Origin of the sequence: Paraburkholderia sp. ZP32-5, assembly GCF_021390495.1 — a bacterium.
GTDB lineage: Bacteria > Pseudomonadota > Gammaproteobacteria > Burkholderiales > Burkholderiaceae > Paraburkholderia.
Genome location: NZ_JAJEJP010000001.1, coordinates 2078696 through 2100183 on the forward strand (window position 1 = coordinate 2078696; position 21488 = coordinate 2100183).

Annotated in this window: 16 protein-coding genes; 11 read left to right on the forward strand and 5 right to left on the reverse strand. The window is 65.0% G+C overall.

The features are described 5' to 3' along the window. The first annotated feature begins 286 nt into the window (after positions 1 to 286). The 6 genes from nirB to L0U82_RS08815 all read left to right on the forward strand — a co-directional run bounded on the left by nirB (position 287) and on the right by L0U82_RS08815 (position 10203). A complete protein-coding gene (gene nirB / locus L0U82_RS08790; protein ID WP_233830075.1) occupies positions 287 to 2854 on the forward strand; it encodes a nitrite reductase large subunit NirB in 2568 nt (855 codons plus the stop codon). A 73-nt stretch (positions 2855 to 2927) separates the two neighbouring features. After that, positions 2928 to 3293, forward strand: coding sequence for a nitrite reductase small subunit NirD (gene nirD / locus L0U82_RS08795; RefSeq protein WP_233830076.1), 366 nt, complete (start codon positions 2928 to 2930; stop codon positions 3291 to 3293). Positions 3294 to 3445: 152 nt separating this feature from the next. Further along, positions 3446 to 7639, forward strand: a complete 4194-nt coding sequence (locus tag L0U82_RS08800; RefSeq protein WP_233833188.1) for a bifunctional nitrate reductase/sulfite reductase flavoprotein subunit alpha — start codon at positions 3446 to 3448, stop codon at positions 7637 to 7639. Positions 7640 to 7815: 176 nt separating this feature from the next. Further along, on the forward strand, positions 7816 to 9183 hold the full coding sequence (locus L0U82_RS08805) for an MFS transporter (protein WP_233830077.1): 1368 nt from the start codon (positions 7816 to 7818) through the stop codon (positions 9181 to 9183). A 194-nt stretch (positions 9184 to 9377) separates the two neighbouring features. Beyond that, positions 9378 to 9839, forward strand: coding sequence for an SRPBCC family protein (locus tag L0U82_RS08810; protein WP_233830078.1), 462 nt, complete (start codon positions 9378 to 9380; stop codon positions 9837 to 9839). Then, positions 9823 to 10203, forward strand: a complete 381-nt coding sequence (locus tag L0U82_RS08815) for an ArsR/SmtB family transcription factor (protein WP_233830080.1) — start codon at positions 9823 to 9825, stop codon at positions 10201 to 10203. Before L0U82_RS08810 ends, L0U82_RS08815 begins: the two co-directional genes overlap by 17 nt. 132 nt (positions 10204 to 10335) lie before the next feature. Here L0U82_RS08815 and L0U82_RS08820 read toward each other — a convergent pair whose 3' ends face one another. Both L0U82_RS08820 and tam read right to left on the reverse strand, forming a co-directional pair. Continuing rightward, positions 10336 to 10701: a hypothetical protein gene (locus tag L0U82_RS08820; protein WP_233830081.1), complete on the reverse strand. Its 366-nt coding sequence runs from the start codon at positions 10699 to 10701 to the stop codon at positions 10336 to 10338. Positions 10702 to 11001: 300 nt separating this feature from the next. After that, positions 11002 to 11835 (reverse strand): trans-aconitate 2-methyltransferase, encoded by an 834-nt coding sequence (tam, locus tag L0U82_RS08825; RefSeq protein WP_267929565.1) that lies wholly within the window; start codon positions 11833 to 11835, stop codon positions 11002 to 11004. Positions 11836 to 11933: 98 nt separating this feature from the next. Between tam and L0U82_RS08830 the strand changes: the two genes are divergently transcribed. The 3 genes from L0U82_RS08830 (at position 11934) to L0U82_RS08840 (ending at position 14135) form a co-directional block, all read left to right on the forward strand. Beyond that, complete coding sequence (locus tag L0U82_RS08830) at positions 11934 to 12830, forward strand: LysR family transcriptional regulator (RefSeq protein ID WP_233830083.1); 897 nt, start codon at positions 11934 to 11936, stop codon at positions 12828 to 12830. A 100-nt stretch (positions 12831 to 12930) separates the two neighbouring features. Then, on the forward strand, positions 12931 to 13554 hold the full coding sequence (locus L0U82_RS08835) for a glutathione S-transferase family protein (RefSeq protein WP_233830089.1): 624 nt from the start codon (positions 12931 to 12933) through the stop codon (positions 13552 to 13554). Between the two features lie 218 nt (positions 13555 to 13772). Then, positions 13773 to 14135 carry a hypothetical protein gene (locus L0U82_RS08840; RefSeq protein ID WP_233830090.1) on the forward strand — a complete coding sequence of 121 codons (363 nt, stop codon included), beginning with the start codon at positions 13773 to 13775 and terminating at the stop codon, positions 14133 to 14135. A gap of 98 nt (positions 14136 to 14233) precedes the next feature. Here L0U82_RS08840 and fabV read toward each other — a convergent pair whose 3' ends face one another. Continuing rightward, positions 14234 to 15430 carry an enoyl-ACP reductase FabV gene (gene fabV / locus L0U82_RS08845; RefSeq protein WP_233830095.1) on the reverse strand — a complete coding sequence of 399 codons (1197 nt, stop codon included), beginning with the start codon at positions 15428 to 15430 and terminating at the stop codon, positions 14234 to 14236. Positions 15431 to 15618: 188 nt separating this feature from the next. Between fabV and L0U82_RS08850 the strand changes: the two genes are divergently transcribed. After that, the gene (locus L0U82_RS08850) at positions 15619 to 18174 is read left to right on the forward strand and encodes a penicillin-binding protein 1A (RefSeq protein WP_233830097.1); all 2556 of its coding nucleotides are present in this window, start codon (positions 15619 to 15621) and stop codon (positions 18172 to 18174) included. Here L0U82_RS08850 and L0U82_RS08855 read toward each other — a convergent pair. After that, positions 18171 to 19523: an MFS transporter gene (locus L0U82_RS08855; RefSeq protein ID WP_233830098.1), complete on the reverse strand. Its 1353-nt coding sequence runs from the start codon at positions 19521 to 19523 to the stop codon at positions 18171 to 18173. The genes L0U82_RS08850 and L0U82_RS08855 overlap by 4 nt on opposite strands. A 327-nt stretch (positions 19524 to 19850) precedes the next feature. On the opposite strand from L0U82_RS08855, the gene L0U82_RS08860 reads away from it, so the two are divergent. Next, positions 19851 to 20276, forward strand: coding sequence for a hypothetical protein (locus tag L0U82_RS08860; protein WP_442793605.1), 426 nt, complete (start codon positions 19851 to 19853; stop codon positions 20274 to 20276). A 122-nt stretch (positions 20277 to 20398) separates the two neighbouring features. Here the strand turns inward: L0U82_RS08860 and L0U82_RS08865 are convergent, their stop codons facing one another. Then, a complete protein-coding gene (locus L0U82_RS08865) occupies positions 20399 to 21475 on the reverse strand; it encodes a DNA-binding protein (protein WP_233830099.1) in 1077 nt (358 codons plus the stop codon). Positions 21476 to 21488 lie beyond the last annotated feature (13 nt).

Here is a 21488-nt window from a genome sequence, read left to right on the forward strand (position 1 = left end):
CCGCATCAAAACGCGTCGCACATGGCAGCCGCCGCGAACTCGCGCGAGATCGCGCAACACCCCGTGCCACAGCGCTCTCCAGCGCATTCTTCGCGATTGGCACAGCCTTTGCATTAGATGTCGCAAGCGGGCCAACGGCGGTCCGCCGCGCGATGCACCAACGCACGCGCTACAGCATCACCGAACAGGACAACGGCGTCCCCCGGATTCAGCCCTCGGCTGGATTCGCGGGACGCCGTTTTTATTTCCGCAATCGCTTTGCACCACGCCAGAGGACAGCGCGCTCATGAAAATCATCGTTATCGGTCACGGGATGGTCGGCCACAAGCTGGTCGAATGCCTCGCGCAGGATGCCGCGCACGGTCTCGACATCACGGTGCTGGGCGAAGAGTCGCGGCCCGCCTACGATCGCGTGCATCTGTCCGAATTCTTCGCGGGCAAGAGCGCCGACGATCTGTCGCTGGTCGAACCGGGTTTCTTCGAGCGCCATAACGTGCTGCTCAAACTGAACGCGAAGGTCGTCGCGGTCGATCGCGAAGCGCGCACGGTGAGCGTGGCGAGCGGCGAGACCTTGCCGTACGACCGCCTCGTGTTCGCGACCGGTTCGACTCCGTTCGTGCCGCCAGTGCCGGGCCGCGAACGCAACGGCTGCTTCGTCTACCGCACCATCGACGATCTCGAAGGGATGCGCGACTACGGCGCGCGCGCGACGACCGGCACGGTGGTCGGCGGCGGTCTGCTCGGTCTCGAATGCGCGAAGGCGCTGCGCGACATGGGGCTGCAAACGCATGTCGTCGAATTCGCGCCGCGTCTGATGGCGGTGCAGGTGGACGATGGCGGCGGCCGTGTGCTGCGCGAGCGCATCGAAGCGCTCGGCGTCACCGTGCATACGCAGAAGAACACCACCGCGATCGTCGACGGCGAAGCGGGCGCGCAGCGGATGCAGTTCGCCGACGGCAGCCATCTCGACACCGACATGATCGTGTTCTCGGCCGGCATCCGTCCGCGCGACGATCTCGCGCGCGCGTGCGGACTCGAACTCGGTGCGCGCGGCGGCATCGTGATCGACGATGCGTGCCGCACCAGCGACCCACATATCTACGCGATCGGCGAATGCGCGCTATGGCAAGGTCAGTTGTTCGGGCTGGTCGCGCCGGGCTACGACATGGCGCGCGTGGTCGCGAAGCAACTGAGCGGCGCGAGTGACGATAGCGGCGATAGCAGTGATAGCGCCACCTTCGCGGGCGCCGACATGAGCACGAAGCTCAAGCTGATGGGTGTCGACGTCGCGAGCATCGGCGATGCGCACGGCAACACGCCGGGCAGCCGCACCTATCAGTTCGCCGACGAGCGCAAACAGATCTACAAGAAGCTCGTCGTGTCCGACTGCGGCAAGTATCTGCTCGGCGGCGTGATGGTTGGCGACGCAAGCGAATACGGCACGCTGCTGCAGATGATGCTGAACCGCATCGAGTTGCCCGAAGCGCCCGAATTCCTGATCCTGCCGCAAGCGGACGGCAGCGCGAAGCCGGCGCTCGGCGTCGACGCATTGCCGGCCGCAGCTCAAATCTGCTCGTGCAACAACGTGTCGAAGGGTGCACTCTGCGCGGCCGTGTGCGCCGGCGCCACCGATATCGGCGCGCTGAAGAGCGCGACCGGCGCGGGCACCTCGTGTGGCGGCTGCGTGCCGCTCGTCACGCAGGTGATGAAGGCCGAGATGAAAAAGCAGGGCCTCGCGGTCAACAACCACGTCTGCGAGCACTTCCCGTATTCGCGCCAGCAGCTCTATCACCTGGTGCGCGTCGAGGGCCTGCGCAGTTTCGGCGCGCTGCTCGCGAAACATGGCAGCGGCCTCGGCTGCGATATCTGCAAGCCGCTGGTCGCGAGCATCCTCGCGTCCTGCTGGAACGAATTCGTGCTGAAAAAGGAGCACGCATCGCTGCAGGACACCAACGATTACTACCTCGCCAATATCCAGCGCGACGGCACCTATTCGGTGGTGCCGCGCATGGCCGGCGGCGAAGTGACGCCCGACGGTTTGATCGCGGTCGCGCAGGTCGCGAAGAAATACGGCCTCTATACGAAGATCACCGGCGGTCAGCGGATCGATCTGTTCGGCGCGCGCGTCGAGCAATTGCCGTCGATCTGGGAAGAACTGATCGCCGCCGGTTTCGAATCGGGCCATGCGTACGGCAAATCGCTGCGCACTGTGAAGTCGTGCGTCGGCTCGACGTGGTGCCGGTATGGCGTCGGCGATTCGGTCGGCCTCGCGGTCGAACTCGAGAATCGCTACAAGGGGCTGCGGACACCGCACAAGATCAAGTTCGGCGTATCGGGCTGCACACGCGAATGCGCGGAAGCGCAAGGCAAGGATGTCGGCGTGATCGCCACCGAGAAAGGCTGGAACCTCTACGTGTGCGGCAACGGCGGCATGAAGCCGCGGCACGCCGAACTGCTCGCGTCCGACCTCGATCACGCGACGCTCGTGCGCTATATCGACCGCTTCCTGATGTTTTACGTGCGCACCGCCGATCGCCTGCAACGCACCAGCGTGTGGCGCGACAACCTCGAAGGCGGGCTCGACTATCTGATCGATGTGATCGTCAACGATCGGCTGGGTGTCGCCGGCGAACTCGAAGCCGAGATGCAGCACGTGGTCGATACCTACGAATGCGAATGGAAGAAGGCGGTCACCGATCCCGAGACGCGCAAGCGCTTCCGCCATTTCGTCAATAGCGGCGAAGGCGACGGCAACGTTGCGTTCGTCGAACAGCGCGGCCAGATCCGGCCGGCGACGCCGGCCGAGCGGCAGGCTTCGTTCGTCGCGATTCCGGTGGTTGCCGAGCCGGCTTGAAGCTGCACCTGAAGTCGCCTTCAACGCCGCATTACCCGCCCGTTATTTCGCTTCACTCATCAAGGACTCAGCCATGAAAAATGAACACCTGCCGCGCGCCTGGACCGCGATCTGCCCGCTCGACGACATCGTGCCGAACACCGGCGTGTGCGCGCTGGTGAATGGCGAGCAGGTCGCGGTGTTTCATGTGGACGGCGGCGATGTCGACGCGAATCCCGAGCCCACTGTGTACGCGATCGAAAACTTCGATCCGGGCTCGCATGCGGCAGTGCTGTCGCGCGGGCTGGTCGGCAATGTCGGCGAGCGCATCGTGGTTGCCTCGCCGATCTACAAGCATCACTTCGATCTGCGCACCGGCGAATGCCTGGAGACGCCTGCGTATTCAGTCAGCGCATTCGCCGCACGGGTCGAAAACGGTCAGGTATGGGTCGCGGTTTGACGCGACGCGCGCCGTTTCGCTCGTTCCTGTTTGTTCCTTTTTTCGCTCCGATTTCCTGACCGGATTATTCGCGCATGTCTGCCGATAGCTCAAAAAGCAGCGTAAAAACCGACGTCAAAACCGTCTGCCCGTATTGCGGCGTTGGCTGCGGCATGGTGCTGCACGTCGAGGACGGCCAGGTCGTGAAGATCTCCGGCGACAAGGAGCACCCGGCCAACTTCGGCCGGCTCTGCACCAAAGGGCAGTCGGCGCACGTCGCGCTGCGCCGCTCGGGTCGCCTTGAAGGCGCGTTCGTGCGTCATGCACGCGACGAAGACCCGGTGCCGCTGCCGATGGCACAAGCGATCCGCGATACCGCCGCGCGGCTGCGGCGCGTGCTCGATCAGCACGGCCCCGATGCACTGTCGTTCTACGTGTCCGGGCAGATGTCGATCGAAGCGCAGTACCTCGTCAACAAGCTCGCGAAGGGCTTTATCGGCACCAACAATATCGAGGCGAATTCGCGTCTGTGCATGGCGAGCGCGGCGAGCGGCTACAAGCTGTCGCTCGGCGCCGACGGCCCGCCGGGTTCGTATGAGGACTTCGATCACGCGGACCTGTTCTTCGTCAGCGGCGCGAATATGGCCGACTGTCACCCGATTCTGTTCCTGCGGATGATGGATCGCGTGAAGGCCGGCGCGAAGCTGATCGTCGTCGACCCGCGCCGCAACACGACCGCCGAAAAAGCCGATCTGTTCCTGCAGATCAAACCCGGCACCGATCTCGCGCTGCTCAATGGGCTGCTGCATCTGCTGCACGAAGACGGCGCGACGGATCCCGCGTTTATCGCCGAATTCACCGAAGGCTGGGACGCGATGCCCGCGTTTCTCGCCGAGTACACGCCGGAAAACGTCGCGCGCATCACGGGCCTCGCGGCCGACGATATCCGCCGCGCCGCGCAGATGATCGGCTCGGCGATCGAGTGGATGAGCTGCTGGACGATGGGGCTGAACCAGAGCACGCACGGCACGTGGCACACCAATGCGCTGTGCAATCTGCATCTGGCGACGGGCCGCATCTGCCGGCGCGGCAGCGGACCGTTCTCGCTGACCGGCCAACCCAATGCGATGGGCGGCCGCGAAATGGGCTATATGGGCGCCGGTTTGCCGGGGCAGCGCTCGGCGCTGGTCGCGCAAGATCGCGCGTTTATCGAAGACCTGTGGGGCATTGCACCGGGCACGCTGAAAGCGGACGCCGGCAACGGCACGATCGATCTGTTCGCGCGCATGGCTGCGGGCGATATCAAGGCGTGCTGGATCATCTGCACGAATCCGGTGGCGACGGTCGCGAACCGGCAGAACGCGATTGCGGGCCTGCGCGCCGCCGAACTCGTGATCGCGCAGGACGCGTTCCTCGATACCGAGACGAACCGTTACGCCGACGTGCTGCTGCCCGGCGCGCTATGGGCGGAAGCCGAAGGCGTGATGGTCAACTCCGAGCGCAATCTGACGCTGATGCAGCAGGCGATCGAGCCGCCCGGCGCGGCGCTGCCCGACTGGCAGATCATCGCGCGCGTCGCCTGCGAGATGGGTTTCGCCGCGGCGTTCAGCTATGCAAGTGCCGACGAAGTATTCGCCGAGATCACGCGCGCGTCGAATCCGGCGACCGGCTACGACCTGCGCGGCGCGAGTTATCCGCGCTTGCGGCAGGCACCGCTGCAATGGCCGCTGGCCGAAGGCGATAGCGCCGAGCGCAATCCGCTTCGCTATCTGAACGATGGCGTGAGCCAGACACTGAAGCAACGCGACGACGGCAGCCGTCCTCGCATCGCGTTTCCGACCGCGAGCGGCACAGCGAAGTTTTTCGCGCGCGCCTATGCGCCCGCGGCGGAATTGCCGGACGGTGAATTCCCGATCGTGTTGAACACGGGCCGCGTGCAGCATCAATGGCACACGATGACCAAGACCGGCAAGGTCGCGATGCTCAACAAGCTGAATCCGGGGCCATTCGTCGAGATTCATCCTGAAGACGCGGCCGCGCTCGGCATCCGCGCGAAGGGGCCGGTCGAGATCCGTTCGCGTCGCGGCCGCGCGATTCTGCCGGCGGTCGTCACCGATCGCGTCAGCGCCGGAAGCTGCTTCGCGCCGATGCACTGGAACGACGTATTCGGCGACGACCTGTGCATCAACGCGGTCACCAACGATGCCGTCGATCCGATCTCGCAGCAGCCGGAATTCAAGTTTTGCGCGGTCGCGCTCAGTCCGGTGACGGTCGAAAACGATGCGGCGGTGTTCGGCGGTGAGCGTGCCAATGCGAGCACTGATTCAGTCGCTCATTCAAGCGCCGATGCCGCTGCTCAACTAGCTACTGCCTCGTCGATCAACGCGGATACCCACGCAGTTGCTCAACCTCCGAGCGCCAAGGATCAACCTATGCGTCGTATCGAAGCACTCAACAGCCTGTTGCAACTGCCGCCCGAACCGGTGCCGTCGCTGAGCGATGCCGAACGCGCCTATCTGAGCGGCTTCGTCAGCGGACTGCGTTCCGCCGAAGCGCAGGGCATCGATAGCGTACCGGTGCTGCCGCCCAGCGCACCATTCGAGCCGGCGAAGCGGTTCTATCTCGACGGTTTGCTCGCGGGGCTCTATAGCCGCGGCACGACGACCGGCACCGGCGCAGCCACGGCATTGCCCCATGTCACGCACGCGGAAGAACCGCGCGAATCGGGCGTGCGCATCGTGCGCGCGCGTCCGAAAGTCACGCTGCTGTGGGCCTCGCAAACCGGCAATACCGAATCGCTGACCGAGCATTACGCGACGCGTCTGATGGAATCGGGTTTCGAAATCCGCACCGCTTGCATGGCCGACTATCCGCTCGCGACGCTCGTGAAAGCGCAATACGTGCTGCTGATGACGAGCACCTTCGGCGACGGCGATCCACCCGACAACGCGCAGGACTTCTGGACGCAACTGAATGCGGACAACGCGCCGCGTCTCGATGGCGTGCACTTCGCGGTGCTCGCGCTCGGCGATCGCAACTACGAACAGTTTTGCGGCCATGGCCGCCGGCTCGACGAACGGCTCGGCGCGCAGGGCGCGCAGCGTCTGATGGAGCGCGTCGATTGCGATAGCGAATATCAGCCGGCCGCCGACGGCTGGCTCGAACGCGTGATCCTGCGCATCAAGGAAGCGGACGCCGCGCTTTACGCGGTGCCGCCGGGCGGCATGATCAACGCGGTGGTGGGCGTGGTGCCGACCAAGGCACGGCCGGCCGCGTCGCGGCTCGTCGGCAATCTGCGGCTGAACCGCCAGGGCGCGGCGAAAGACACGCGCTACGTGTCGCTGAATACCGGCGACACGAACCTCGAATACGAAGCGGGCGACGCGCTCGGCGTGTGGCCGAGCAACTGCCCCGAACTCGTCGACGAACTGATCTCGCTGAGCGGCCTGAGCGCGGATGCGCCGGTTCACGTCGCGGGCATCGGCGATTTGCGTCTGGCCGATGCGCTCGGCAAGCACTACGAGATCGCGCGGCCGAGCGCGGAAGCCCTTGCTTTTGTCGCCGCGCGCAGCGGCAACGGCGCGTTGCGCGAGCTGCTGACGCCCGCGCGCAAAACCGAACTGAAGCAGTGGTTGTGGGGGCAGCAACTGGCCGACGTGCTGCACGAATTTCCAGTGAACGTGACGGCAGCCGAGCTGACCGGCGTGTTGAAGCGTTTGCAGCCGCGCCTGTATTCGATCGCATCGAGCCCAAAAGCGCATCCGGGTGAAGTGCATCTGACGGTCTCGGCAGTGCGCTACAGCAACGGGCGGCGGCATCGCAAGGGCGTGTCGTCGACGTTTCTGGCCGATCGCGCTGGAGACACCGACGTGCCTGTGTTCGTGCAGAAGTCCGCGCATTTCCGTCCGCCGCATCACGGCGACACGCCGATGATCATGGTCGGCCCCGGCACCGGCATCGCACCGTTTCGCGGCTTTCTGCACGAGCGGCGCGCGCGCGGCGAGCGCGGCCGCAACTGGCTGTTCTTCGGCGAACAGCATGCGGCAACCGATTTTTACTACCGCGACGAACTCGAAACGATGCGCGCGAGCGGTCTGCTGACGCGGCTCGACGTCGCATTCTCGCGCGACCAGGCCGACAAGATCTATGTACAGGACCGCATGCGCGAACACGGCGCGCAACTGTGGGCCTGGCTCGAAGAGGGCGCGCATTTCTACGTATGCGGCGACGCGAACCGGATGGCGCGCGATGTCGACACGGCACTCAAGCAGGTGGTCGCGACGCACGGCGGCATGAGCGACGACGACGCGCTCGACTACGTGAGCCGCATGACGCGCGAAAAACGCTACGCACGCGATGTGTATTGAGCGCGAGGTCTCGCCCGGGTGGGCGTGAAAGCGGGCATCAGCAGAGTTCAAAAGAAACACCCGGACGGCACGACGCCCGTGCCTGCTCCGGTTTCGCAATCTGGACGACACACCGGCGCGATTGCATCAGCAACAAGCGCTGGAGCGTCGAGCAATCAGCCTCGTAAGGACCTTTGATGAAAAACCTGATCCACTCCCTTCGAAGCGGCGACTGGCGCGCGCTCGTCGCCTGTTTTCTTTATTTCGACACCGGCTTTACCGTGTGGGTGCTGTATGGGCCGCTCGCGCCGTTCATCAGCAAAAGCATCGCGATGACACCCGCGCAACAGGGCTTGCTGGTCGCGGTGCCGGTGCTGTCGGCGGCGATTTTGCGCGTGACGCTCGGCAATCTGTATCAGTCCGCGCATGGCAAGCGCATTGCGCTAATGGGCGTGCTGCTGTCGGCGATACCGACGATCGTGCTGCCGGCGCTGCAGTCCGTGCCGTCGTATCAGATGCTGCTGGTGCTCGGCGTGTTTCTCGGAGTGGGTGGCGCGAGCTTCGCGGTCGCGTTGCCAATGGCCGGCAGCAACTATCCGCCGAAAGTGCAGGGGCTGGTGCTGGGGCTGGCCGCGGCCGGCAATATCGGCGCGGTGCTCGACGGCTTCCTGTTTCCGCAACTGGCGACGCGCTACGGCTGGCAGATCGCCGCCGGCGGCGCACTGCCGCTGCTCGCGCTCGCCGCGATCATGCTGTACATGTGGGCCAACGACACGGGCATCAAATCGGGCAGCGCGCTGCGCGCGTTCGGCAGCTTCGCGACGTCGCTCGCCGGCCTGATCGCGCTCGTGCTGCTGGTCCAGGCGGGCCTGTTCGGCGCGGGCAAGACCGGCGTGCTGCTGTTGCCGGTGGCCGGCGCGCTGCTCGCGATCGCGGTGCTGCCTAAACGCTATCGCTCGGTGCTCGCCGAGCGCGATACGTGGGTCATCATGCTCGTCTATAGCATCACGTTCGGCGGTTTCGTCGGTATGTCCTCGTATGTGTCGCTGCTGCTGACGGACCTGTATCAGTTGTCGAAGATCGACGCGGGCCTGCTGATGGCGCTGCTCGCCGCGACCGGCGCGATGCTGCGTCCGCTCGGCGGCCTGATTGCCGACCGCGTGTCCGGCGTGCGCGCGCTGACCGTGCTGCTCGCGATCATCGCCGTGTGCGACTTCGTATTCGCGGCCGCGATGCCGTCGCTCGCCGGCGGTATCGCGCTGCTGCTGTGCCTGTATGTCGCGTTCGGGCTCGGCAATGGCGCGACGTTCCAGCTGGTGCCGCATCGCTGGGCGGGGCGTACCGGCTTGATGTCGGGCATCGTCGGCGCGGCGGGCGGCATCGGCGGCTTCTATCTGCCGGTCGTGATGGGCATCGCGAAGGAAACCAACGGCAGCTATCAGATGGGCTTCGCGACCTTCGGCGCGCTGTCCGCCTGCGCGTTCGTCGCGATCGTCGCACTGCGCCGTCCGTGGATGGCCTGGTCGATGCAGACTGGCGTGATGCATGCGCATGCAACCGAGTAAGCCGGATAACGGCTTGTGCGCGGTGTTCGGTGTTTCTGCGTTGCGACGTTGCGGTGTTGTGACGTTGCAGCGTGTGCACCGACGCCGCGCCCGAAAGGCCGGAAAAGACTGAAGAAACACGCTGGCAAAAAAGTGCAGCCGAATGCTTGCACGTTGCGAGGTGGCGCGTCTAATATGCAGTCAGGAGGCTGCATATGAACCCGTCGACCGATCGTATCGAAAAGCAGATTCTGCTGAACGCGCCACGCTCGCGCGTATGGCGCGCGCTCGCCAACGCCGAGGAATTCGGCAAGTGGTTCGGCGTGAACCTGACCGGCAAGCAGTTCGTCGCCGGCCAGAGCGTGCAGGGGCACATCACCTATCCGGGCTATGAGCATCTGGTGATGGACGTGCTCGTCGAACGCGTCGAGCCCGAGCATCATCTGTCGTGGCGCTGGCATCCGGCCGCGATCGATGTCACCGTCGACTACACGCCGGAGCCGACCACGCTGGTCGTGTTCGAGCTGACCGAAGTCGAATCCGGCACGCTGCTGCGGGTCGTCGAATCGGGCTTCGACCAGTTGCCGGCCGCGCGTCGCGAGTATGCGTTCCGCCTGAACGGCGACGGCTGGGCGCAGCAGATGACCAATATCGAACGACATGTCGCGCAAGGGTAGGGCCGCGCCCGCGGCATCCGCCTCGGCGGGAGGGCGTGTCAAGGCTTCGGCGCTAGGCGGCTGTGCCGCGGTATTCGCGGCGCTCGGCGACGAAACGCGCTTGCGCCTGGTTGCCGCGTTATGCGCGGGCAGCGCAATGTCGATCGCGCAGTTGACCGCCGGCACGGAGATCACACGGCAGTCGGTCACGCAGCATCTGCAAGTGCTGGCGGGCGCCGGTCTCGTGCGCGATGTCAAAGTGGGCCGCGAGCGTCTGTGGGCATTCGAGCCCGCGCATCTGGACGCGGCGCGGCGCGCGCTCGAATCGATCTCGCAGCAGTGGGATCAGGCGTTGTCGAGGCTGAAGGCGGCGGTGGAGGAGTGAGCGGCGGGTTTTCGCCCGCGCGACGTGTGACGTGCGACGCGCAAGCGAGGCGGCGGGGCCCGCGTTTTTACGCTCAAACAACGCAAAAGGGCCAATAACTGGCCCTGAAAGCGCTGCAAACCCGCGCAAAAATCAGTCCGCGAGGCGCTTGTCCGCGAGTGCGTTCTGGCAATCGGCCAGCACCTGTCGGAGCAGCCGGGCCTGCGGATCCAGATCGTCGGTATCGAGGATTTCTTCGACCGCGTCGCGCGCCCAGTCGGTGTCGACGAATTGCGCGTGGCGTCTGGCGATTTCGACCGCCGTGGCCGACAGCTTCGCGATGCACAGCCAGTCGGCCTCGCGCGCGCGGCGATCGAGCCACTTGTGCGCGGCCTGCACGTGAAACGCCGCGTCGGGCCAGTCTTCGTTCAGATAATAAGCGCCGAGGCTTCCGCATGTGAGCCAGCACAGCAGCTCCAGGCGGTCACGGGGACTCAGATGTTGGCGTACATCACTCATGGCGACGCTCGCTGCGGTAAATGGCTTCCCGGTGAGGCCGGCGTGACGCCGTCCTCCGCTTTCAATAAACATTAGCACGCGATATTCCCGGGCGGCAATTCCTGACCAACCCTGGCGCGCGGTGCGGGTTGGGGCGGGGTTGGGCGAGCTTGGGGCGGGTGTCTGGAGGCGGAAAACGGAGTTTGGTGTCGCGCGCCGATCAGGTGCTGTGGGTGCAAGGAGGCGGTTCGAGCGTGCGGCGGGACGGGGCGGAACGCCCCGCCGGCGGGGCCGGGGGGCTGGGCAGTTGGGCGGCTTCCTTCAGTTCGCCGCGCGCGTCGCGACGATAAAGAGCCGCGGGAACGGCAGCAGCACGGTGCCATCGGCGAGCGCCGGATAGGCCCTGGCGATTTCGTCGCGATAACGCTGCAGGAACGCGGCCCGTTCGGCTTCGTCGAGCGCGGTGAGAAACGGCCGCAGCGCGCTGCCCTTGAACCATTCGACCACCGCGTCGGCGCCGCCGGCGAGCGGATGGTGGTAGGTCGTGCGCCATACGTCGACGCGCTCGCACAGCGGCTTGAGCAGCGCGTAGTACCAGCCGGCGCCATAGCGCATCGTGCGCTCGACCCCGGTCAGTTTAGCCGCCCACGGGCCGTCGTTGGCGACCTCGCGCAACAGCCGGTGCGCCGGTTCGTCGAGGTTATCGGGCATTTGCACCGCGAGGCTGCCGCCGCCGGCAAGTTTTTCCACCAGCGCCGGAAACACCCGCTCGTGGTCGGGCACCCATTGCAGCACCGCGTTCGCGAGGATCACGTCGTACGGGTCGCGCGCCTCCCACGTCGAAATATCGCCGGCTTCGAAGCTCAATTGCGGCAGACGCTGACGGGCCGCCGCGATCATATCGGGGGAACTGTCGATGCCACTAACGACCGCGCCCGGCACGCGCGCGGCGAGCACCTCGGTCGAATTGCCGGGGCCGCAGCCGATGTCGACCGCGCGTCGCGCGCCGTCGACCGGCACCGCCGCGAGCAGATCGCGCACCGGGCGCGTGCGCTCGTTTTCGAACAGCATGTACTGCTTCGCCTGCCAGTCGGCCAGGGACTCGGCGGGCGATTGGGCCTGGTCGTCGGGCTGCGCGGCGGTGGCTTTCTCCATCATTCGTTTGCTCCTTCGTGGGGTTCGGTGCGCTCATTCTGGGCGGCGCGAAGCGCAGAGTAAAATGAATTTATGATTCCGATTGCTGCATTTTTCTAATGAAAATCGACACGCTCGGTGTGCAGGCTTTCGTCGCGATTGCCGATCGCGGCAGCTTCCAGGGTGCGGCCGATGCGCTGCACGTCACGCAAACCGCGATCACGCAGCGGCTGCGCAAGCTCGAAACCTATCTCGGCGTCACGCTGATCGAGCGGACTACGCGTTCGATGGCGCTCACCGAAATCGGCCGCAGTTTTCTGCCGCAGGCGCGCCGTCTGCTGGGCGAACTGGCCGATGCGCTGGTCGAGATTCGCGAGACCGGCATGGCGCGGCGCGGCGACGTATCGATCGCATGCGTGCCGACCGTCGGGGTCCAGTACTTGCCCCGCATTCTGCAGGCGTATTCGACGCACTATCCGCACAACCGCATCAAGATTCTCGACCACGCGTCGGCGGCGGTCGAGTCCGCGGTACTGCGCCGCGAAGCCGAGTTCGGCATCAATATCGAGCGCGAGCATCATCCGGATCTGGCGACGGTGCCGCTCACCGAAGACCGCTATGTGCTGATCTGCCACGAGGAGCATCCGCTCGCGAAGCGGCGACGCATCGCGTGGCGGCATTTGCAGGCCTATCCGTTGATTTTCGCCGGCGAGGTCAGCGGCAATCGCGCGCTGCTCGATGCGGCGCTCGAGTCGAGCGCCCTCGCGCTGCGTTCGTTCTATGAGGTGCAGCGAAGTTCGACCGCGCTCGGGCTCGTCGCGCAGCGGGTCGGCGCGGCGGTGGTGCCGGCGCTCGCGCTGCAGAAAGGCGCGTATCCGACGGTGCGTACCGTCGAGCTGATACAGCCGGTGGTGTCGCGCACGCTGGTGCTGGTCGCGCGCAAGACCGCGCAACTGTCGCCGGCCGCGCAGGCGCTCTATGACATGATCCGCGCGCAGGCCACGCTCAAAGCCTGATGACGGCACGCCGCGCGCAGGGCAAACTCGCGGGGTTGTGCACGTTCGGTGCGCATGCATTCAACCGATCCATTCCGATCCACTATCTGGCGACCCACCCATGCTGCAGATACTCGGCAAGACCACTTCGATCAATGTCCGCAAGGTGCTGTGGACCTGCGCGGAACTCGGCGTTTCGTTCGAACAGGAAGACTGGGGCTCGGGCTTCCGTTCGACCGACGTCGCGGAATTTCGCGCGCTCAATCCCAATGCATTGGTGCCGGTAATTCGCGACGGCGAGTTCGTGCTGTGGGAATCGAATTCGATCATCCGTTATCTGGCGAACCGCTATCGCGGCGAATGGCTGTATCCGGCGGATGCGCTCGAACGCGCGCGCTGCGATCAATGGATCGACTGGCAGGCGAGCGAATTGAACCGCTCGTGGAGCTATGCATTCATGGGGCTGGTGCGGCGTTCGCCCGCGCATCAGGACGCGCAGCAGATCGCGCTGTCGTGCGCGAACTGGTCGAAGCATATGGCGATCGTCGAGCAACAGCTTGCGCGTACCGGCGCGTTTATCGCCGGGCAGTCGTTCTCGCTCGCCGACATTCCGATCGCGCTGTCGGCGAACCGCTGGCTCGAAACACCGCAGCAGCACGACGATTTTCCGGCACTGACCGCGTATATGGCGCGGCTCTCGGAACGCAGCGGCTATCGCGAGTATTGCCGGAACGGGACGCCTTGATTCGCGGGTTGGATTGGAGAAGGACCGGACGTGTAAGAGGGCAGCAGCGGGCGCGGCCCATCGCGGAGAATCCGGCTTTTCCGCGTGTCCGGTAGCGCGCGAGGACGCTTACATAATCCATCGCCAAATCTGACGAATTTCCTGCACATTTCGCTTCTGCGCAATGCACGCGCCGTCCCCTACAATGGCGGCCTTTTGTGACCTCGAAGGGCTCCGCGATGCGAGCAACGAAATTCGCACTGGCCGTGCTGGCGGCATGCTCCGCGCTGAACGCGAGCGCCGAAATGACCGCCGCGCAATACAAGAAATGGGCGCACGCCGACAACGATTCGATCTACGCCGCCTACATCACCGGCACGATCAACGCGTTCGGCTGGGCCAACGGCGACCTCGTTTCGCAGAAGCGTCCGCCGCTGTTCTGTCCGCCGCAGACACTCGCGATCGGCAACCAGACCGTCTATCCGATGCTCGATGCGTTTTTCGCGAATCATCCGGGCATTGCGGACGATTTCCCGATCGGGCTCGCGATTCTGCGCGCGTTGCAGGGCGCGTATCCGTGCACTGAAGGCAAAAGCGAGTAGGGCGGGGATCAAATGAAAAGAGGCGGGTCAGTTCAAGTGAACCGCCCCGCCTCTTTTTCAACCTCGTTTCAGGTTCAAACAGCCTGCGTCAAACAGCGTCAAACCTGCACCAGATTCGGAATCTGCACATCCGGATTGACGTCCGCTTCGTAATCGATGCCCTTCATGTCGAAGCCGAACAGACGCAGAAAATCGCTCTTGTAGCCGGCGAAATCGGTGAGCTCGTAGATGTTGTCGTTGGTCACCTGATTCCACAGTTCCTGCACGCGGCCCTGCACTTGCGGGTCGAGTTCCTTGTAGTCGGCGCGCAGTCGGCCTTCGTCGTCCAGATGCGGCTGGGCACCGTAGAGGCTGTCCTTGTACAGGCCGTAGACCTGCTCGATGCAGCCCTCGTGCGTGCCTTGTTCCTTCATCACCTTGAAGAGCAGCGACAGATACAGCGGCATCATTGGAATCGCCGAGCTGGCCTGCGTGACGACCGCTTTCAGCACCGCGACGCGCGCATCGCCACCGTTGGCCGCGAGTTTCGCGCGGATGCCGAGCACCTTCTGGTCGAGATCCTTCTTGGCCGCGCCGATCGAACCGTTCCAGTAGATGTCGTGAGTGATCTTCTCGCCGAGGTAGGTGAACGCGGTGGTCTTCGCGCCGTCCGCGAGCACGCCGGCGTCGGCGAGTGCGTCCATCCACATCTGCCAGTCTTCGCCGCCCATCACCGCAACCGTGTGCGCGATTTCTTCCGGCGTGGCCGGTTCGAGCACGGTTTCCTTGATCACTTCCTTGTCGGTGTCGATGCCGCGCAGGCTGACCGCCTTACCGATCGGCTTCAGCACCGAGCTGAACACTTCACCGGTCTTCGGATGCTGGCGCTTCGGCGCCGCGAGGCTATAGACGACGAGGTCGACCTTGCCGAGATCGCGCTTGATGACTTCGATCGTGCGCGCCTTCACTGCATCGGAGAACGCATCGCCGTTGACGCTGGTCGCGTACAGGCCTTCGGCGGTGGCGAATTTCTCGAAGGCGGCGGTGTTGTACCAGCCGGCCGTGCCCGATTTGGTTTCGCTGCCGGCGCGCTCGAAGAACACACCGAGGGTCGCCGCGCCCGAGCCGAAGGCGGCGCTGATGCGGGCGGCGAGGCCGTAACCGGTCGATGCGCCGATCACGAGCACTTTCTTCGGGCCGTTGGCGATGGGGCCGCGTGCCTTCACATACTCGATCTGTTCCTTGACGTTGGCTTCGCAGCCGGTCGGATGGGTCGATACACAGATGAAGCCACGCACACGCGGTTTGATGATCATGAAGCACCTCTTGTCGGAATTGGCGACATTATAGTGGGCCGGGCGTCGGCGGCCTGGCATCGACGCGGGCGGCGGGTAAGGGGAGGGGCAGAGGGAGGGGGCCAGTCACTCGCTGCAACCTCGCAAAAATCGGTACGCTTCCCGCATCTTGGTACGATTGCGCCTTTCCCAGCCGACCACAAGCAAGCGTGAAGCGCCTCATCTCCTTCTTTCTGGCGGCCCTCGACAAAGGGCTGACCGCCGCGAACCCGCTGATCGCGCAGGGCTGGTGGCATCTGCGCCACCCGACGCGCCGCACCGTCGCGTGGGGACTCGCCGCGCTGCCGGTGCTGTTCGTGCTGTACGTGCTGCTGCTGATTCCGTTCACGCCGAGCATCGGCGACATCCGCAAGGCGAAAATCGAGCAACCCGCGCAGATCCTGTCCGCCGACGGCAAGCTGCTCGCCGAGTTCAAACCGTCGAATCGCGAATGGGTGAAGCTGAACGAGATTTCGCCGAACGTCGTGAATGCGCTGATCGCAACCGAAGATCACCGCTTCTACCAGCATTTCGGTCTCGACTGGCGACGCACCGCGTCGGCCGCGCTGCATACGTTTTCCGGCGACCGCCAGGGCGGCTCGACGATCACGCAGCAGCTCGCGCGCAATCTGTACCCCGATGAAATCGGCCGCGCGCCGACGCTGACGCGCAAGCTGAAGGAAGCGATCACCGCGCTGAAAATCGAGGCGTTCTATACGAAGAGTGAGATCCTCGAAACCTACCTGAATACGGTGCCGTTCCTGTACAACGCGTACGGCATCGAGATGGCCGCGCGCACCTATTTCGACAAGTCGGCGTCGGATCTGAACGTGCTCGAAGCGGCGACGCTGACCGGCATGCTGAAGGGCAACAGCTACTACAACCCGGTGCTCAATCCCGAGCGCGCGCTCGAGCGGCGCAATACGGTGCTCGCGCAGATGGTCAAGTACGGCAAGCTCACGCCCGCCAACTTCGCCACGCTGAGCCGCAAACCGTTGCGTCTGGACTTCGAGCGCCAGGTCGAGCCGCCCGGACCCGCGCCGCACTTCACGCAGCAGTTGCGCAGGTGGCTGGTCGCGTGGGCCGATCGCAACGACTACAACATTTACTCCGACGGCCTCGTCGTGCGCACGACGCTCGATTCGCGTCTGCAGACGATGGCCACCCAGGCGGTCACGCTGCAGGGCAACCAGTTGCAGGGCATCGCCAATTCGGCGTGGGGCGCGCGCTCGGGCTGCTCGGCGGACAAGGACCTGATGCGCACGTTCCTGCGCGAAACGCCCGACTTTCGCGCGGCGAAAGATAGCGGCCTGTCCGATGACGATGCACTGAAGAAACTGCTCGCCGATCGCAAACTGGTGCAGAACGTCTGCGATACGAAGACACGCGTGCAGGCCGACTTCCTCGCGATGGACCCGCGCACCGGCGAGATCAAGGCATGGGTCGGCAGCCGCGACTTCGGCGAGGATCCGTTCGATCACGTGCAGCAGGCGCGTCGTCAGCCGGGCTCGACGTTCAAGCCGTTCGTCTACGCGGCCGCGTTCGAAGCGGGCGCGAAACCCGACGACAAGCTGCCCGACAACCCGGTCGAAATCCAGCTAGCTGGCGGCGAAATCTGGAAGCCGAGTGACGAGGACGACCCGAGCGGCCGCGAGATCAGCCTGCGCGACGCGCTCGCGTATTCGCGCAACCGCATCACCGCGCAGGTGATGCAATCGGTCGGCCCGAACAAGGTTGCGCGACTCGCGCGTGCAATGGGCGTGCGCGACAGCCAGCTCGATCCGGTGCCGTCGCTCGCGCTCGGCACGAGCCCGGTGACGTTGAAGGAGATGGTGTCGGCGTACGGCACGATCGCCAATCTCGGCAACTACGTCGAGCCGCTGATGGTCACGCGCATCGAGGATCGCAACGGCAATGTGCTCGCGCAATTCGCGCCGGCCTCGCCGACCCGCGAACTGCCCGCCGACGCCGCGCGCACGCTCGTCGACGTGATGCGCGACGTGGTGAGCCGCGGCACCGGCGCGAGCATCCGCACGCGCTTTGGCGTGCGCGGCGACGTCGCGGGCAAGACCGGCACGACCCAGGGCAACGCGGACGGCTGGTTTATCCTGATCCAGCCGCAACTGGTGGCGGGCGCGTGGGTCGGCTTCAACGACAGCCGCGTGACGCTGCGCAGCGATTACTACGGGCAGGGCGCGCATAGCGCGCTGCCGATCGTCGGCGATTTCTTCCAGCGCGCGCAGCGCTCGCGCCTCGTCGATAGCCGTCTGAAGTTCGATACCGAGCAGCCGCCGAGCTGGTTTGCCGAGCGCGCGGCGAGGTTGAGCGACTGGTTCGGCCATCTGTTCTCGCGGACGCCGGACAGGCCGCAGAAGCAGGTCGTCGCGCGGGCGCCGACGCGACACGCGCCGGTGACGACGGCAGCGCCGGCGCCGCATGCGGGTTCCGCGGCGGCTGCCGCATCGCCGAACGCTGCTGCGTCTGCGCCTGCAGTACACGCCTTGCCGGTCGCGCCGCGTGAACTGCCGCCGCTGCTGACGGCGCCGGACGCGTCGCCGTTGCCGGCGGTAGGCAATGCGGTCGATGGCGAAACACGCGGCGTCGGTGCGCCGGCCATCGCGCCGACCCCGACCCCGGACGATGCGATGCCGCCGGATGCGGGCGGGCAGGGTAGCGGCGGCGCTGGCAACCAGACCGGCAACGACCCCGGCAGCGGCGCGAACTAATACCTCGCCACGCCAGCGCCGCCCGGCGGCTGCGCATGCGGATTCCCATGCGTCCTTTCGAGCGACGTATCGTGATGCAGCAGCAACACCGCCGCCATGCCGACCATCCCGGCGCCCGCGAGGCACAGCAGCCCGGCGCCGAAGCCGCCGGTGCTGTCCTTGATCCAGCCCATCGCGAACGGCCCGAAAAAGCCCGCCAGATTGCCGAGCGAATTGATCGCCGCGATGCCGCCCGCGGCTGCCGCGCCCGACAGGAACGCGGCCGGCAACGTCCAGATCACCGGCAGGCAGCCGAAGATGCCGAACCCGGCGATCGACAGCGCGATCATCTTCTGCACCGGATTGTCGAGCCCGGCCGCGGCGGCAATACCGCCGGCCGCCACCAGCAGCGCGATCGCCACATGCCAGCGACGCTCCAGCTTGCGGTCCGAATGCCGGCCCCACGCGATCATGCCGAACAGTCCGACCACATACGGCAGCGCGGTCACGAAGCCCGTTTGCAGATTGGAGAGCCCGAACGACTTGATGATCTGCGGCAGGAAAAAGCTCAGGCCGTAATTGGTTGCGTTTGCGCCGAAATAGATCAGCGCGATCGCCAGCACGCGCGGGTTGATCAGTGCCTCCTTCACGCTGAAGCTGTGCACGGCCTCGCGATGCTCGCGCTCCTGCTTCTGCCGCGCCATTAGCCAGTCGCGTTGGTCGTCGGAGAGCCATGTCGCGTCGGCGGGCTTGTCGGTCAGATAGAACAGCACCGCGAACGACAGCAGCAACGCGGGCAGCGCCTCGATCAGATACAGCCACTGCCAGCCGCCGAGGCCGCCGCGGCCGTCGAGCGACAGCAGCGCGCCCGAGATCGGGCCGCCGATCACCGTCGATAGCGGAATCGCCGCCATGAAGTAGCCGACCACGCGGCCTCGGTACGCGGCCGGAAACCACAATGTGAGCAGAAAAATGATGCCCGGGAAGAAGCCGGCCTCGGCCACGCCGAGCAGGATGCGCAGCCCGTAGAACACATGCGCGGCCGACATGCCGGTGAAGCGCGCGATATCGGGGATAAACGCCATCGCGCCCGCGAGGATGCCCCACGTGAACATGATTCGCGCGATCCAGCGGCGCGCGCCAAAGCGTTCGAGCAGCAGATTCGACGGCACCTCAAAGAAGAAATAGGCGATGAAGAACACGCCGGCGCCGAAGCCGAATGCGCTCGCGGACAGATCGAGCGCCTTGTTCATCTGCAGCGCCGCGAAGCCGACGTTCACGCGATCCAGATACGCGATGAAATAGCAAAGCATCAGGAACGGTACGAGCCGAATCGTGACGCGGTGGATAGTGCTTGCCTCGAGATCCATCGATTGTCTCCTGCGGTTTTTGCGGCTGTTGTATGCCGAGGTGTTGGCGGGGTCGATGCGAATGGGGTGTCTCAATTAGTGAGCTTGCGTGTGCCTGGACCTGTGCTTGTATGTGCGCGATGAAAAAGCATCGTTACAGACTAGGCGCTCGATGGCGATTCCGGAAGGTCTTTCGCCTGTGCTTTTGCCTGCGTATTTGCCTGTTTCGCCGGCCGTTATTGTTAAGTGGCGCGCAACAGTGTTTTCGGCTAAGGCAGCCTGATTTCCGGGCATCTATTACAGATAATTCAATCCCAGATATCGGTTAAAAATGCAGGTGTTCGCACTATGTTTAAACAGGACTCGGACAGGTTTCCCGGTGTGTCCGCAACGATGCAGGCGAAGCGCGGCGAATCCGTTGCTGATGTGAATAACGCGGCGGTCGGGAAGAAAAGGGCGTCGATGTCGGCGCGTATGAGTGAGCACGTGCGCGGGCTCGTGGTTGCCATGCTTGCTTGCGCGAGCCTCGTCGGCTGCGCGTCGAGTAGCGACGTCGTGGCGAACAATAAGCCCGGCAGCTATACCGTCGCGGCGAGCGCGACCGGTGGACGCATGGCATGGGCTCGCGCGCATCAACTCGCGATGAACGAAGCGCGCGACTATTGCGAGCGGCGCGGGATGCAAAGCAGCGTGACGATGGAAACCGTCAGTGGCGTGCGCGTGATGACCGAGCATGCATCGTCGGTCAATTTCGAGTGTCACCCGAAGTTCTAAACGGCGTTTTTTGAGGCCGTTGTGATTCACAGCAGCGTGTGGCGCGATCGCTTCGGTGCGAGCTGTTGAGGCTAAGGCAACGAATCAGCATGGCTGATGCGGCGAGTCGCGCAGGTTGATCGTCATTCTTCAGACTCGGACGTCTTCGCGTGAGATACACGTCTGATAAATCCCGCGCCTGAAAAAGCGCCTGGCGCGCGGCCCTGCGGTACCGCTTTTTCACGGGAGAGGCGGGCAGGGCGTGCGACTCCCCTCGCCGCGCGCGCCGTGTCGAGCTGCCGCGACATCGTCTCGATACGGTCGCGCAGCAACGCCACCGCGGCGCCGCGTTCGGCCAGCAAAGTATCTTTCTCGACTAGTTGCGCGCTATTTAGCGCATCTCGTGCATTCGACGCCGCGAGTTCGGCCTTCGTCGATGCCAACTCATCGCGCAGTGCGTCGTTTTGCGTCCGGTGGTCAGCTTCCAGCGCGACCGCGCGTTCCTGACTCGCCTGAAGCTCCTTGCGCAGACGCTGCGCGGCCGTCCGTTCGGCTTCGATTTCAAGCAATGCGCGCTTTTCCGCGGCAGCGAGCCGCTGTTCGTTCTGTTCGTGCGCACGGCGCAGCTTCGCCAGCTCCTCGGCGAAATCTCGCCGCGCGTCGGCCAACGCGGTGCTTGCCGACGCAATTTCTTCCTTCGATGCCGCCAGCTGCGCGGCCAGCATGTCATTGGCAGTTTGCAGTTCGACGATGCGTGCATCGAGCACGCCGATGCGCGTCCGTAGCGCGCTCGCGTCGTTCGCTGCCTGTTCGGCGTTTTCCACGGCCTGCTGGCGCTCGTTGTCGTACTGCCGGGACTGTTCGCGCGCCGCGGCGATCTGTGCGTCCGCGTCCTGCCTGAATGTGTCGAGAGCGGCGCTCGCGGCATCGCTCGACAGACGCCACAGCTGCGCCACGAGTTCTCCAGCCGCGGACGCGACCTCGGGCGGCAAATCCGGACGGCCGACGTCGACTCGGGTTTTGTCGCGCACCTCGACCCAGAAATCGCGTAGTGCCTTGGCTGGCGCGCTCATGCTGCCTTTGCGCACGAGCTGATAAAGCCGGTTGGCGGTTGGCGTTTCGCCGTAACGGAAAAACAGCAGCGCACAGACTTCGCGATACAGCGCCTGCGTGTCGGACGCGTGCTCGCGGGCGGCTTCGATGTCGGATTCGAGGGTCATGGCGCGCTGGAAG

Excerpts from the sequence above, each read along its gene's own strand:
- L0U82_RS08830 (WP_233830083.1), top strand. The coding sequence starts at position 11,934 with ATGAAAATCGACACGCTCGGTGTGCAGGCTTTCGTCGCGATTGCCGAT.
- L0U82_RS08835 (WP_233830089.1), top strand. The coding sequence starts at position 12,931 with ATGCTGCAGATACTCGGCAAGACCACTTCGATCAATGTCCGCAAGGTG.
- nirD (WP_233830076.1), top strand. The coding sequence starts at position 2,928 with ATGAAAAATGAACACCTGCCGCGCGCCTGGACCGCGATCTGCCCGCTC.
- L0U82_RS08860 (WP_442793605.1), top strand. The coding sequence starts at position 19,851 with ATGTTTAAACAGGACTCGGACAGGTTTCCCGGTGTGTCCGCAACGATG.
- nirB (WP_233830075.1), top strand. The coding sequence starts at position 287 with ATGAAAATCATCGTTATCGGTCACGGGATGGTCGGCCACAAGCTGGTC.
- L0U82_RS08815 (WP_233830080.1), top strand. The coding sequence starts at position 9,823 with ATGTCGCGCAAGGGTAGGGCCGCGCCCGCGGCATCCGCCTCGGCGGGA.
- L0U82_RS08840 (WP_233830090.1), top strand. The coding sequence starts at position 13,773 with ATGCGAGCAACGAAATTCGCACTGGCCGTGCTGGCGGCATGCTCCGCG.
- L0U82_RS08820 (WP_233830081.1), bottom strand. The coding sequence starts at position 10,701 with ATGAGTGATGTACGCCAACATCTGAGTCCCCGTGACCGCCTGGAGCTG.
- L0U82_RS08810 (WP_233830078.1), top strand. The coding sequence starts at position 9,378 with ATGAACCCGTCGACCGATCGTATCGAAAAGCAGATTCTGCTGAACGCG.
- L0U82_RS08855 (WP_233830098.1), bottom strand. The coding sequence starts at position 19,523 with ATGGATCTCGAGGCAAGCACTATCCACCGCGTCACGATTCGGCTCGTA.
- tam (WP_267929565.1), bottom strand. The coding sequence starts at position 11,835 with ATGGAGAAAGCCACCGCCGCGCAGCCCGACGACCAGGCCCAATCGCCC.
- L0U82_RS08800 (WP_233833188.1), top strand. The coding sequence starts at position 3,446 with ATGGTGCTGCACGTCGAGGACGGCCAGGTCGTGAAGATCTCCGGCGAC.
- fabV (WP_233830095.1), bottom strand. The coding sequence starts at position 15,430 with ATGATCATCAAACCGCGTGTGCGTGGCTTCATCTGTGTATCGACCCAT.
- L0U82_RS08805 (WP_233830077.1), top strand. The coding sequence starts at position 7,816 with ATGAAAAACCTGATCCACTCCCTTCGAAGCGGCGACTGGCGCGCGCTC.
- L0U82_RS08865 (WP_233830099.1), bottom strand. The coding sequence starts at position 21,475 with ATGACCCTCGAATCCGACATCGAAGCCGCCCGCGAGCACGCGTCCGAC.